Origin of the sequence: Robertmurraya korlensis (genome assembly GCF_023715225.1) — a bacterium.
Classification (GTDB): domain Bacteria; phylum Bacillota; class Bacilli; order Bacillales; family Cytobacillaceae; genus Robertmurraya_A.
Genome location: NZ_JAMBNS010000007.1, coordinates 57,840 through 71,127 on the forward strand (window position 1 = coordinate 57,840; position 13,288 = coordinate 71,127).

Sequence of the window (13,288 nt, forward strand, 5' to 3'; positions counted from 1 at the left end):
CTTTATGGGGGCAGACTTTGTTGTATTTTCTAATTTAATCCTTTCTTTTTATATAGGGATATGGAATGATAAATATATGAGATTAGTGAGATAGAGGTGATGATATGGCCACGATCAAAGATATTGCAGAAAAGGCCGGTGTATCCATTGCTACTGTTTCCCGTGTATTGAACTATGATTCTTCGCTTTCAGTTACGGATGAGACAAGAAAAAAGATATTTGAAGTTGCAGAAAAGCTCGAATATAAACGTCGGGTTGTACGAAAGTCTAGCCCTTCCAAGTTTGCGATTGTTCATTGGTATACAGAGAAAGAGGAGCTCGAAGATTTATATTATATGTCAATACGGTTTGGAATAGAAACAAGATGTCAGCAGCTGGATACACAAATCGTAAAGTATTTTTACAATGATATCGAGGAGTTAAAGCAGGAAAATATTCAAGGAATTATTGCCATAGGAAAGTTCAGTGAAAACCAAGTGCGAGCTCTAGCAGAGATTACCGAACACATTGTTTTAGTTGATCATAGTTTGATGGATGATTCGTATGATTCAGTAATTACTGACTTTGATAAGGCCACCAAAAAGATCGTCGATTATCTTTTAGACAAAGGGCACTCTTCCATTGGGTATATTGGGGGTCGCGAATACTATAGAGATCAATCAGGTGAAATCACAGACCTTCGGGAAAAGACATTTTTTAGCTATATGAATGAAAAGGAATTATGGAACGAACGCTTTATTTACACCGGATCTTTTTCAGTGGACGACGGATATCGATTAATGAAACAAGCGATCATTGAGCACCAAGATAACTTACCAACGGCCTTCTTTGCGGGAAATGACCTTCTTGCCATTGGAGCCCTCCGAGCATTACATGAAGAAAATATCGTGGTTCCAGACAGAGTGAATATCATTGGTTTGAATGATATTAGTGTTTCTAAATATATTTATCCATCACTATCAACATTAAAAGTTCATACCGAAATGATGGGAGAAGTAGCAGTTGATTTAGTCATGGAACGTGTGATGGGGCGTAAAGTGTCCAAAAAGGTGCAGCTGGGAACAGAGCTGATTATTCGTGACAGTAGTTTTTAGTGAAAACCATACCAGTTAGAAATGGCATACGAATGGTGTATGCCATTTTTTTCTTTGAAAAAGTAAGGGCTTGGCAATATCGTATAGATTCTGCCATACTACAAGGGATTGGTATTAATGCGAAACATCTAGCAAAGAAAATCTATAAATATAAAGAGGTAGAGTATGAAAAAATTACTTATTATTTTTATTAGTCTGTTGGTGTTAATTTTACCATCGGTTGTATCAGCACATACGGAGATCACTTCCTCCATTCCAGAGGCAGGTCAAGTTGTTAAGGAAGAAACAAAAGAAATCACCCTAACGTTTGGGGGAGAAATTGAATCTTTAAGTACAATGACCCTGATGAAGGATGGACAAGACATTAAGTTTGAAAGTGTTCAAGCTCAAGGAAATCAATTAATTGGGTTACTAGGAACACCACTAGAGAGTGGCTCATATATCATAAATTGGAATATTGTTGGGGGAGATGGACATCCACTTACAGGAGAAATTCCATTCAGCGTACAATTAACGGAAGAAGAAGCTCAAGATACAACGGAAGAAGTGCCAATCAAACAAGATACCACCCAAGAAGAAAAGGAAGTAGTTACCGAAAATAATGCGAACAACGGCAATCACTTAAAAACATTCCTTCCAAAAATAGCTATCCTTTTATTGGCGATTGGTCTAGTCACTCTTTATAGAAAGAAGAGATAAAATGAGTATCTTGATCCCTTTTGTAGAGCTAATCAATTATTGTTTATATTCCATTCTTGCAGGGTATATTGCCCTTCAGTTTGTTCCTAATGAATATAAACCCATCACCAAGGTATCTAAAAAAGCGATTCTTTTACTCTTATTAGGTATTTATATTTGTAGTTTTGGACCAGTCGTTCAGGTTATCTCTTATTTTAGCGATTCTGTTGGTTTTGCCTTGGCTACTTACTCAGTATTAACTGATTTTCAAGTAGGGAGAGCTTGGATTAGCACAGGGTTTTTAACCGTTTTTTTATGGTTGACCATTGTATTAAACGGTTCTAAATATATCCAAGCTATACTTTTGCTTTTCATGGTTCTTTCAGTAGGTTATGCAAGCCATGTCGCATCGTTATCCTTTTGGTCTGGATTAATTGCTCATTCGGCACACTTTTTAGTCATTTCATTATGGGTAGGAGTACTTATACATGTTGCATGGTTTTCTAATGATCAAGAAAAGTGGTCAAAGTTTTTAAAATGGTTTACTCCCTTTGCTGTAGTTTCATTAGTAATTATATTTATAAGTGGGTTTTCACTTATGAAGTATATTGTCGAGCCAAAGGACTATGTGAGTTCGTGGGTACTTCCATATGGTCAGATGTTGTTATTAAAACATATTAGCATAATTCCTTTACTAATTTTTGCTTTAATAAATGGTTTGCTGCTAAAAAGGGTACATGGTGATTCCCTTTATAATCCTCGTCCGTGGATAAAGGCAGAAGGTTTGATCATACTCATCACCTTTTATTTTACAAGTATCATGGGAACATTATCTCCGCCACATGATGTCGATTTTACGGTTAAGTCAGAAGGGGCTTCGAAGTGGGTAGAGTGGCTTTTAGGAAAAGAAATAGTAACCACAATGAATGTTGGACTGAAAGGTAATTTCCCTTCTATACTCATGATGGTGCTATCTCTTCTATTTATTGGCATGATCTTTGTTAGTATGAAGAGGATAAACCCTCTATCAGCAGTGTTTTTTGGAGTAAGTTTCATTTTCACTATGTACTTTGGGATAATGATGATCGTATCGATATAATGAATTTAATATTCAAAAAGAACCACCTGATTTTCAGAACAACAGTTTTGATGGTCAGGTGGCTTTTCTGTTATTTAAAAATTTCCTATTTTGTTGTTGTGAATATCTTCCGTTCCTGCATTCAGGGCAGTCTTGTAATAGTTGCATTTATGATTGATGATCTCCATGGTCTTATTTAGTTCTTCCAATTGTGCTTCTACAATCGCTTTTCGCTCCAAGAACATGTTATATCTTTGCTGCAAGGTGGAGTCGCCCTCTGAACACCATTCAATGAATCCTTTAATTTCCTTAATTGGCATCCCAGTAGATTTTAGACATTGAATAATTTTTAATGCTTCAATATCGGAGTCTTTAAATAATCGGGTTCCACTAGGGGTACGTTCCACAAAAGGCATTAGGCCCTCCTTATCGTAGTATCGTAAGGCATATACGGTGAGATCTAATTCTTTTGCAACTTCGCTTATAGAATATGTCATTGTCACTGGTCTCCTTTTCTCTAGATATAGACTTCGAGTTAACTCTATGTTAAAAAAGATTTTATCATGCTGTATACCCAAGGTCAAAGTTTAACTTTTTGCTTGACCTAGAGTTAACTATAGGGATTATTCTAGATTTGTAAGAGAAAAGGGAGTAATTAAAAGGATGTTAATGTACACCTGATTCCAGTAGATTCTCTTAGAAAATCAAAGTATAGTGGAGGTTTAAACAAAATGACAGTAGCTAAAGCAAGAGCAGTCGACGGTCCAGACAAACCGTTTCGAGTGGCTGAAATTAAAAGACGAGACCTTGATCTACACGATGTTCTAATTGAAATTAAATATGCAGGCATTTGTCACTCTGACATCCATACTGCTCACGGTGAATGGGGGGAAGTGAATTATCCTCTAGTACCCGGACACGAGATTGCGGGAATTGTTACTGATGTAGGATCAGAGGTGACAAAGTATAAGGTCGGTGACCGAGTAGGGGTCGGATGTATGGTTGATTCCTGTGGTGACTGTGAGAATTGCCGTAAAGGGGAAGAACAATACTGCCTCAAAGGAAATGTTCCTACCTATGCGGGTGTTGACAAATATGGTGAGCCTACACAAGGTGGCTATTCAACCCACATTGTTGTAACGGAGGACTTTGTAGTACGAATTCCTGATAGCATTGAGCTTGACGTCGCGGCACCCTTACTTTGCGCAGGTATCACAACATATTCTCCCTTAAACCACTGGGGGGCTGGTCCAGGTAAGAAAGTAGCGGTTGTTGGTTTGGGAGGGCTTGGTCATATGGCTGTCAAGATTGCGCACGCCATGGGTGCAGAAGTTACCGTCCTGTCACAAACTTTGAGTAAAAAGGAAGATGGTTTGCAATTCGGTGCGGACAACTACTACGCGACGAGCGATGAAGAGACGTTTAAGAAACTAGCTGGTTCGTTCGACCTTATCATAAATACAGTCAGTGCAAAAATCGATATTAGTGCCTACCTTTCGTTACTGGCGCTGGATGGTACATTAGTCAACGTCGGTGCACCAGCAGAGCCGTTAGCGGTTAACGTATTCTCACTTATCGGTCATCGCCGTTCATTTGCAGGTTCAATGATTGGCGGCATCCGTGAGACTCAGGAGATGTTGAATTTTTGTGCAGAACATAATATCGTTCCTTCTATTGAAGTCATTTCGGCCGATCAAATTGACGAAGCCTACGAACGTGTATTAGCTTCAGATGTGAAGTATCGATTTGTGATCGACACTAGCACCATGTGATTTGAGTAATCTATATATTCTAATGGTAATTTCGGGGATGTCCAACAAACCTAGGTTTTTGGACATCCTTTTGCTTTAAAGTAGATTTAAGTTCAAGATACGAATAGACTAAGAATTTGACCTTGACCTAAGAATAGGCAGCGTACAGCAGCGGAAAGAGCCTCCTGACTTAATTATTTCAGTTATATCAACTTCAATTACTTCAAACCCACGTTCACGAAGCTGTTTATTGACATTTTTATTTACTGGTAAGCTCAAGACTCGCTTGTTTCCTATTCCGAGCACATTCGTCCCAAGCGTGAACTGTTCTTCATCAGATACTTCAATAAGTTCATACTTTGAACCAAATATGTCGAAATCTTCTTTTGTCAATGCATCCGGAAAGATAAGGGCTAGCTCTGGAGATAAAACATTAAATACACAGTCTAGATGTAAATATTCAGCCTTGAACTTGATGGCTTTAACATCAAATTGGGGTAAAAGATGTTTTAAATGGTCAACTGCCTGCTGGCTGGTTCGATTACTCAACCCAATGTATACGGTGTCCCTGTCGATAATCACATCTCCGCCTTCAATTTGATCTCCGACAATATTATAGTAGGAGAATCCTTCATCCTCCAGCCACTGCTTTAATACATTATCTTCTCCCTGCCTAACATCACTTGCCATATCGGCTACAAAAACCGTATGTCCGAGTGTAAACCCTATATCCCTTGTAAAAACCTGTTCTGGGTATTTCTTATGGTAAGGAAGTAAAATAACTTCAATGCCGTAATTCCGCAGCGTCTGTACCATTTGATTATGCTGTTCTAATGCAGTCTCTATATGTATTCCTTCATTTTTAAAATGCTTTTGAGTCTCGTTAATCACATCCCTGATTGTCATGTACTGCGGCTGGCAACAGATCACTCGCTTTAATTCATCGTATTCACTGAAACAGATCGTTTTATGTTCAGTATTGGATTCTAATGTCATATTTAGGTCCTCCTATTAATGGGTATAGTATCAATATTCCCTTAATAGGAAGTAAAAATGAAAAAGGAAAAAGTAACAAAACCATTCTAGATGGATAACTGGTTCAGATACCTGCCACTTTTTAAATACGTTTGAAAATAACAGGAAAAATTCCGTTTATATTGAAAAATATCTCTATTTCCTTAAGAATAAGCGTAGTTTTTCCGCTTATGTGATCCAAATCAATGAATTTTGGCTTATTTAGAGCAGTTAACCGGAATTCCTCCGCTTATTTCTGCTTCTTAAGCTTCCTCGATATACATTAGCCGGAATTCCTCCGTCTATTAATAAACAGAACCCGTTACTATATCGAATGGTTTTTTTCTTTTTCGTAATTTGATGATGTACAAGATTGTGTTAGTATGTGGTCTATTGCTTTTTTAGTAAGTGGCATGAAGTAATTTAGTAGTAGTCCCCCTAAACAAACGGTTAATAACGTTCCAATGCCAATGGGTCCATGAAAGATCATTGCCATTATCAAGAATACGAGATATATGAATGTTCTCGAAAAAAATATATTTGTTCTAGTCAATTCTTGAAGGATTAATGTTAACCGGTCAATTGGAATCGGTGCGAAATTTGTGTGTAAATATGTTGCCGTTCCTAATCCTATAAAAACTAAGCCGATTCCAAAACAAACCACTTTACTGTACCAAAATTCAGGTGTGATTAAATGGTGCAATAATAAAAGCCATAGATCAATACCAATACCCGTTATTATGGCGGTTAACAAACCCAAAACTTCTGGTCTTTGTCTTTTTAAATATGAATTACAACATATCAATATGAAAGCTATGATTATTTCCCAACTTCCCACAGTAAGCCCGATATTTATGGACAGTCCTACCAAAAGTGCATCAAAAGGTGATGTTCCAAGGTCTGATTGAATAGTCAAAGAAATACCAAGGGTTAATACTAAAATTCCTAATACATAAAATACAAATTTCATTTTTCGACCTCTTTATCTTGATTTTTTTATTGCAAATACAACAAAATAAGGTTAAATTTAACATATGTTATTTTTATTGCATTTGCAACAAAAATATGAAAAAAGGAGGTAATTATGAAGGAAATTCTTCGAGAAATTGGAATGATAGCAAGGGCGTTAGATTCCATAAGTAATATAGAATTTAAAGAATATGACCTTACGAAAGGGCAGTATTTGTATCTTGTACGAATTTGTGAAAACCCAGGGATCATTCAAGAAAAATTAGCTGAGATGATAAAAGTAGACCGAACAACAGCAGCTCGAGCTATAAAAAAACTTGAAATGAATGGCTTTATTGAAAAGAAAGAAGATCAACATAATAAGAAAATTAAAAAACTCTTCCCAACAGAGAAAGGGAAACAGGTTTTTCCTTTTATAAAGAGAGAAAATGATTATTCCAATAACGTTGCATTAGAGGGATTTTCTAATAGAGAAGTAGAATCCATTTTCCATCTTCTTCAAAGAGTAAGAAAAAATATAGAAAAAGATTGGGAATATGTAAAAAAGGGAAACAAGAGAATTTATTGATTTATAGGGGAGCGACCTATTTAAATGACGATTCATATAAAACAGTGTAAACTTGACGATTTACACAAACTTCAAGAAATTAGTTATGAAACATTTAATGAGACATTTAAACATCAAAATTCACCCGAAAATATGAATGCCTACTTGGAAAAAGCATTTCACGTAAACCAATTAGAAAAAGAAATATCCAATATTTCCTCACAATTCTTTTTTGTTTATTTTAATAATGAAGTCGCTGGATATTTAAAGGTCAATACCAATGAGGCTCAGTCTGAAGAAATGGGCGATGAATCACTTGAAATCGAGAGGATTTATATTAAGAACACATTTCAAAAACATGGCCTTGGTAAATATCTGCTAAATAAAGCTATGGAAATGGCGATGGAACGTAATAAAAAGGAAATCTGGCTAGGCGTATGGGAAAAAAATGATAATGCTATTGCCTTTTATAAAAAGATGGGGTTTGTCCAAACGGGATCTCACTCTTTTTTTATGGGTGATGAAGAACAAACGGACTTTATAATGACCAAAACACTCATATAACTTTTTTTGAAAGGAGGACATTATGTATATACCTAATCATTTTAAAATTGATGATGAAGAAGTAATTTATGAATTTATGGAAAAATACGGATTTGCAACCTTATTTACTCAGCATAAAGGAGAACCCTACGCTACTCATCTTCCATTGATGTTAAATAAATCTGAAAAGGCTATATATGGTCATTTTGCACGTCCGAACGAACAATGGAGGGATGTGGAAAACCAACAAGTCCTTGTGGTTTTCCAAGGCCCTCACTGTTATATTTCACCTTCTTGGTATGAAACAACTAGAGCAGTACCTACTTGGAATTATGTGTCGATCCATTTATATGGAAAGATGGAGATTGTCGAAGATAGAGAAGTAATATTCGAATCTTTAAATAACTTGGTAAATAAATACGAAAGCCCGGATAGCTCATACAATTTAAATGTTGTTGAACCTAGTTTTATCGAAGGAATGAGTAAAGGAATTGTAGCGTTCCGAATAAAAATCACAAAAATGGAAGCAAAAGCTAAATTAAGTCAAAATCATCCTGTCGAACGACAAGAATTAATTATTAAGCAACTAGAAAATACATCTCAACACGACAATCTTCAAGTAGCAACTCTTATGAAGAAGAATCTACAAAAATGAAAATAAAAGTCCCTTATTGAACGGAGAGGAAGGGAGCGATAACTTCAAACCCTTTCCTATCTATGTGAAGAAGGATAGTATATTTTCTACCTAATTAATTCAAGATAAATTAAGATGACTTAAATTTAAGCAGGTGATTTCATGGAATTTATGAAATATGAAGGTGAATGGTATGTCTGGACTTTAGTGATAATATCGATATTATTTGTACTAATCATGCCTAAAAAAAATTTAACATGGGTAGGCATATTTATTACTCTTGTTTTTTCCGCGGGATTGACTTGGACCTTTGATACGATATCAATGTCCACATTCAACTTATTTGACCTAGCAAAAAAAATATCAATTGAGTTAAGTGATGCTTTATTAATTGGCTTTGTCCCTGCGAGCATTGCCACCATCTATGTTAATTTTTATAAACCTCACAAGAAATGGATTTTTGTTTTTATATTTACATTATTATGTTTTGTCTTAGAATTTGGTTTAGTTCAGTTCGGATATATGAAAAATAATGGGTGGAATACATGGTATGGAATACCCGTTTATTTTATTATTTTTAAATTCTTCTTTCCTTGGTATTTAAAGTTACTATCAAAGCAATTAGTAAAAACTCCCTAAAAGAGTCTCCTTATATTGGCTTTTCATTTTTTTTGAAACTTTTAGTGGTTGGATAATAAAGCAAAAAGACCAAAAGTATTGGATGATGGTCTCTTTTACTTTTTATGAAAAATTCCAAAAGTTAATTTGAGCTTTTATTCATTTCATGTTCTAATCTTGCTATTTTTTTTTGAATCCTTTTAAGGTTTTCTTCTGTTTCTTGAATTAGTTGTAAAACAGTGATTTCGTGTTGTTTTATCATTTCTAGTCGTTGAGGGGTGGTATAATCTCCATTCATTGACCAATCAACAAATTGTTTAATCTCCTTGATTGGCATTCCAGTATTTTTCAAACAGATGATAAGTTCTAGAAAATTAAGTGCATCCTCGTTAAAAACTCGATCTCCTTTTTCAGTTCTTTTGAGAAAAGGCAGCAGTCCTTGATTGTCGTAGTAACGTAATTGAGAAATGGATAAATCTTTCATTTTTGCAATTTGTCCAATAGTATAATTCATAGTTTTTTAAATTCCCCTTCTATTACCAAGGAATAATCCCATTTGAATTAAGAATTTTACCATTGTAATTTGTTTCACTTAAGGCATGTTTAACTATAATTTGTGCACCTTCCCCAGCTGTTTTTCCTCCAGGAGCATTTCCATTAAGGTCAGTAGTGGTAAAACCAGGGGTAATACCTAAAATTTCAGGACCATTAGTACCAAATTCTTTACCAAAGGATAATGTTAAAGAGTTCACAGCAGTTTTTGATGAATTATAACCTAATAAATTAAGTTGTCCTGCTTCGCCTTTGTCAAACATTGTTTGCGATGCCATATCCGTAGTTAAGTTAACAATTTTACCACGGTGAGCTTTTTTAACTAATGGTAAAAAGACTTGAATCATTTGGAATGTTCCAAAGAAATTAACTTCAAATCCTTGACGCAGTGTTTCTAATTTTAATTCACTAGGTAAAATATTAAAATCAAGTGCGATACCAGCGTTATTGATTAGTAAATCTAAATGGTCAGTTACTTCAAAGACCTTATTAAATGCATTTTGAATGGATTGTGTGTCAGAAATATCAACTTGAACAAAAGTAACATTTACAAAACCTAAAGATTGTACCGCTTTTTGACCCAATTCCTCGTTTCGAGCTCCTAAAAAAACGTGATAGTCTTTTTCTGCTAATTGTTGAACAATTTCATATCCAATACCTTTATTGGCACCTGTTACAAAAGCGAATTTTTTCATATATTTTCCTCCATTTTTCAATAACTCCGAGATACAATTTAAAAGATACAACCTAAACCTAAGTTGAGGTCAAGTGTTTTTTGAATGTTTTAATCCCTTTATGTGATACAGGTATTCTAGTGTAACGAATTAAATAAATTCTTCAAAAAGAAGCCTGGATACTTCCAGGCTCACTTCTTATATTTAACTTATTTTGAATTTAAAATGTAATGCGCATATCTTTCAGCGCTTTGTTTTATCTCTTCATCAGAATACGCTCTTACTCCATGAACAGAGAAGGGAGTAATATATTTTGTACCAATTAAGTTACTTGTGGCTTGAAACGGTCGAAGCAATTCACTCATCGTATATTGGTTGTATCCTCCTGCAGTATAAGCCATTGAAGGTCCTCCAGTAGAAGTGGCAATAATTAATTGCTTACCATGAAGCTTGTCTCCGCCTGTTCCATAAGCCCAACCATAGGCTAAAACATGATCCATCCATTTTTTTAAAAGTGGTGGCGCGCTATACCAATAAAATGGGAATTGAAAAACTATACGATCATGAGCTAATAAAAGTTCTTGTTCTCTTTGAATATCAAGAGTTTCATCTGGATAAACATCATACAAACGATGGACGTATACATTTTCGTATTTTTCTATTTCTTCTGCAAAGCGCTTATTTACTCGAGAGCTCTCTAGGTTTGGATGTGCAACAATGACCAGTGTTTTCAAATTGATACCTTCTTTCTGCTTAGCTAGTACTTAAACTTCATTTAGAGCTGGTTGAAGTACGTAATCTACATATGCTTTTGCATTTTCTGTTAATTGCTCATCTGATACATGCATTACACCATTTAAAGTAAACAGTGGCATAAATCGAGTTCCAATTAGGTTACTAGTTTGTTGTAAAGGAGTTGTTAATGTCTCCATCGTAAAGTTGTTGTAACCAGTTGTCTGATATGAATCTTTTGGACCAAAGGTTGAAATTGCTAAACCTAGTTCCTTACCGTGAAGTTTGTCTCCCCCTTCCCCATATGCCCAGCCATAAGAAAGAACTTCATCTTGCCATTGTTTTAATAAAGCTGGAGTGCTGTACCAATAGAATGGAAATTGAAGAATTACTCGATCATGAGATTCTAACAGCATTTGTTCGTGTTCTATGTTTATTTTTCCATCTGGGTATGCTTGATAAAGCGAATGAATCGTAATTTCTTCATGTTTTTTTAATTCTTCCAGCCAAGCTCGGTTAATTCTGGATTGATCAAGATTTGGGTGAGTAATAATAACAAGTGTTTTCATTTTAGTTCTCCTTTGTTTATAAAGTATGGCGACAACAATAACTTCTTTAAGTCATTTGTATATACAAATGTAGGTTTAAAAAAATGATTCAAATCAACATCTATATATTCTTTTTGGTCCTGATACTTAGAAAATTAATCATTTAGAAAGATGAAATTCATTTGTATATGCAAATGATAAGGTAAAAAAATTACGAATCCTTTTCCAGCTTATTGCTCGCTTCATGAAGCATTTTACTTAAATCAAGACTAAATTCTCGACCTAATATGTGAGAATAATCATTAAACAGTTCTTTTAAAGTTATACGAAATTGTTTGTAAGCTTTTTCTCCTTCTTCGGTCAAGGAAATAAACGTTTGTTTACCACTCATTTTTCTAGTAACAAGCTTTAATTTCTCTAGTTTATCAATAAATCTTGTACTAGTGGAAGGAGCTATAGATAATTTATGACACAGCTCTTTTTGAGTTATTTCCGGATTGAATTTTACGATCATGATCATGTAATAATAGGATGGCGCAAGGTCCCCAAAGTCAAACGTATTTTCAGCTAATTTAGTTATGTTACGAGCAAAACGGCTAGCTGTGAAGTATAAACAATGAATTAATACTTGTTCTTCTTCGTTCATTTTTATCATTCCTTCTTTCATTTGCATATACAAATTAACATACTAAAGTAGTTCAGTCAACTGAAACCTTCCATAGAGTTTTTAGTTACTTCAAAATGTCATTGTTAGTTGTTTATAAGCATTTTCAGTTTTACTTAAGCAACAGCCTTTGTTTATATGAAAAACTGTTAGTTAATTGAATTAACAATTTCTAAATCCATAGAATTTAATGGTTCTTCCAGAAACTCAAATAATACACATATTTTCAACTTAGTGTGAAAAAGTATGTATTAATCATGAACACTATTATTCTTATAATAAACCCAGGAGTTGAAAGTGTTTTCATAAAAACAAGGAGGGAAAAGCATGGATAACTCTTGGTTAGGTTTAGAAGGAAAAGTTGCAATTGTAACGGGCGGTGCTTCTGGTATTGGTTTGAACATTACAAATGAACTTATAAAAAATGGCGCAAAAGTAGTTGTTGCAGACTTGAACGGAAAGGACGGGCAACTTGAAAGCGGTGCATATTTCTTAAAGTGTGATGTAACAAAGAAGGAAAGTGTTGAGCGAGTAATAGGTCATACTATTGAGCTTTTTGGCTCATTGGATATACTAATAAACAATGCTGGTATTAACTTACCTAGATTATTAGTAGACGAAAAAGGAGAAAAACCTGAGTACGAATTAAGTGAAAAGGATTTTGATTTAATGGTAGCCGTTAACCAAAAGGGCCCATATCTTTTTGCACAAGCTTCAGCTAAAGAAATGATTAAACAAAATAAGGGTGTTATTATTAACGTTGCTTCTGAGGCTGGGCAAGAAGGGTCGGCCGGTCAGAGTTGTTATTCAGCAACTAAAGGGGCTGTCATTGCATTTTCACGTGCTTGGGCAAAGGAATTAGGAAAGTTCGATATTCGCGTAGTAGCCATTGCTCCAGGAATTATAGAAACTACAGGGTTAAGAACGGACGCTTATAATGAAGCCCTAGCATATACCCGTGGTGTTTCGGTAGATGGTCTTTCAACAGATTATAGTAAATCAATCCCTCTTGGAAGAGAAGGGAAATTAACAGAAATAGGCGATCTTGTTTCTTATTTAGCTTCTGATCGTGCTAGTTATATAACAGGTACGACATTTAATATTTCGGGTGGAAAATCACGAGGATAAGTAAGCTAAGATTCAGTAGACAAGTCAAAGCCTAATGGTGCCAGGGGGAAATGGGATTTCCTGC

Annotated in this window: 18 protein-coding genes; 10 read left to right on the forward strand and 8 right to left on the reverse strand. The window is 35.0% G+C overall.

Features of this window, described 5'->3' with window-relative positions; all coding sequences use genetic code 11:
* The first annotated feature begins 104 nt into the window (after positions 1-104).
* From M3175_RS13620 to M3175_RS13635, 4 genes are read left to right on the forward strand one after another with little or no spacing between them, the layout of a single operon-like run.
* Positions 105-1,094 (forward strand): LacI family DNA-binding transcriptional regulator, encoded by a 990-nt coding sequence (locus M3175_RS13620; RefSeq protein WP_251519783.1) that lies wholly within the window; start codon positions 105-107, stop codon positions 1,092-1,094.
* Positions 1,094-1,288 (forward strand): hypothetical protein, encoded by a 195-nt coding sequence (locus M3175_RS13625; protein ID WP_251519785.1) that lies wholly within the window; start codon positions 1,094-1,096, stop codon positions 1,286-1,288. The genes M3175_RS13620 and M3175_RS13625 overlap by 1 nt, the downstream gene beginning before the upstream one ends.
* Positions 1,260-1,793 (forward strand): copper resistance CopC family protein, encoded by a 534-nt coding sequence (locus M3175_RS13630; protein WP_251519787.1) that lies wholly within the window; start codon positions 1,260-1,262, stop codon positions 1,791-1,793. Before M3175_RS13625 ends, M3175_RS13630 begins: the two co-directional genes overlap by 29 nt.
* A gap of 1 nt (position 1,794) precedes the next feature.
* Positions 1,795-2,871 (forward strand): CopD family protein, encoded by a 1,077-nt coding sequence (locus tag M3175_RS13635; protein ID WP_251519789.1) that lies wholly within the window; start codon positions 1,795-1,797, stop codon positions 2,869-2,871.
* Positions 2,872-2,945: 74 nt separating this feature from the next.
* Here M3175_RS13635 and M3175_RS13640 read toward each other — a convergent pair whose 3' ends face one another.
* The gene (locus tag M3175_RS13640; RefSeq protein WP_251519791.1) at positions 2,946-3,347 is read right to left on the reverse strand and encodes a MerR family transcriptional regulator; all 402 of its coding nucleotides are present in this window, start codon (positions 3,345-3,347) and stop codon (positions 2,946-2,948) included.
* A gap of 234 nt (positions 3,348-3,581) precedes the next feature.
* Between M3175_RS13640 and M3175_RS13645 the strand changes: the two genes are divergently transcribed.
* Entirely contained in the window at positions 3,582-4,622 is a 1,041-nt protein-coding gene (locus tag M3175_RS13645) for an NAD(P)-dependent alcohol dehydrogenase (RefSeq protein WP_251519793.1), read from the forward strand.
* Positions 4,623-4,730: 108 nt separating this feature from the next.
* Here the strand turns inward: M3175_RS13645 and M3175_RS13650 are convergent, their stop codons facing one another.
* Entirely contained in the window at positions 4,731-5,597 is an 867-nt protein-coding gene (locus M3175_RS13650; RefSeq protein ID WP_251519795.1) for a dimethylarginine dimethylaminohydrolase family protein, read from the reverse strand.
* 343 nt (positions 5,598-5,940) lie between these two features.
* Positions 5,941-6,585 carry a YczE/YyaS/YitT family protein gene (locus tag M3175_RS13655; protein ID WP_251519796.1) on the reverse strand — a complete coding sequence of 215 codons (645 nt, stop codon included), beginning with the start codon at positions 6,583-6,585 and terminating at the stop codon, positions 5,941-5,943.
* A gap of 114 nt (positions 6,586-6,699) precedes the next feature.
* Between M3175_RS13655 and M3175_RS13660 the strand changes: the two genes are divergently transcribed.
* The 4 genes from M3175_RS13660 to M3175_RS13675 all read left to right on the forward strand — a co-directional run bounded on the left by M3175_RS13660 (position 6,700) and on the right by M3175_RS13675 (position 8,947).
* Entirely contained in the window at positions 6,700-7,152 is a 453-nt protein-coding gene (locus M3175_RS13660; protein WP_251519797.1) for a MarR family winged helix-turn-helix transcriptional regulator, read from the forward strand.
* Between the two features lie 24 nt (positions 7,153-7,176).
* On the forward strand, positions 7,177-7,695 hold the full coding sequence (gene paiA / locus M3175_RS13665; protein ID WP_251519798.1) for a spermidine/spermine N(1)-acetyltransferase: 519 nt from the start codon (positions 7,177-7,179) through the stop codon (positions 7,693-7,695).
* A 22-nt stretch (positions 7,696-7,717) separates the two neighbouring features.
* Positions 7,718-8,329: an FMN-binding negative transcriptional regulator gene (locus M3175_RS13670; RefSeq protein WP_251519799.1), complete on the forward strand. Its 612-nt coding sequence runs from the start codon at positions 7,718-7,720 to the stop codon at positions 8,327-8,329.
* Positions 8,330-8,470: 141 nt separating this feature from the next.
* Entirely contained in the window at positions 8,471-8,947 is a 477-nt protein-coding gene (locus M3175_RS13675; RefSeq protein WP_251519800.1) for a hypothetical protein, read from the forward strand.
* Between the two features lie 121 nt (positions 8,948-9,068).
* Here M3175_RS13675 and M3175_RS13680 read toward each other — a convergent pair whose 3' ends face one another.
* The 5 genes from M3175_RS13680 to M3175_RS13700 form a co-directional block, all read right to left on the reverse strand.
* Positions 9,069-9,440: a MerR family transcriptional regulator gene (locus M3175_RS13680; RefSeq protein WP_251519802.1), complete on the reverse strand. Its 372-nt coding sequence runs from the start codon at positions 9,438-9,440 to the stop codon at positions 9,069-9,071.
* 22 nt (positions 9,441-9,462) lie between these two features.
* On the reverse strand, positions 9,463-10,173 hold the full coding sequence (locus tag M3175_RS13685; RefSeq protein WP_251519804.1) for an SDR family NAD(P)-dependent oxidoreductase: 711 nt from the start codon (positions 10,171-10,173) through the stop codon (positions 9,463-9,465).
* Between the two features lie 188 nt (positions 10,174-10,361).
* Positions 10,362-10,886, reverse strand: coding sequence for an NAD(P)H-dependent oxidoreductase (locus tag M3175_RS13690; RefSeq protein WP_251519806.1), 525 nt, complete (start codon positions 10,884-10,886; stop codon positions 10,362-10,364).
* A 30-nt stretch (positions 10,887-10,916) separates the two neighbouring features.
* Positions 10,917-11,453, reverse strand: a complete 537-nt coding sequence (locus M3175_RS13695; RefSeq protein ID WP_251519808.1) for an NAD(P)H-dependent oxidoreductase — start codon at positions 11,451-11,453, stop codon at positions 10,917-10,919.
* A 190-nt stretch (positions 11,454-11,643) separates the two neighbouring features.
* Positions 11,644-12,078: a MarR family winged helix-turn-helix transcriptional regulator gene (locus M3175_RS13700; RefSeq protein WP_251519809.1), complete on the reverse strand. Its 435-nt coding sequence runs from the start codon at positions 12,076-12,078 to the stop codon at positions 11,644-11,646.
* 345 nt (positions 12,079-12,423) lie between these two features.
* On the opposite strand from M3175_RS13700, the gene M3175_RS13705 reads away from it, so the two are divergent.
* Complete coding sequence (locus M3175_RS13705; protein WP_251519810.1) at positions 12,424-13,224, forward strand: SDR family oxidoreductase; 801 nt, start codon at positions 12,424-12,426, stop codon at positions 13,222-13,224.
* The last annotated feature ends 64 nt before the right edge of the window (positions 13,225-13,288 follow it).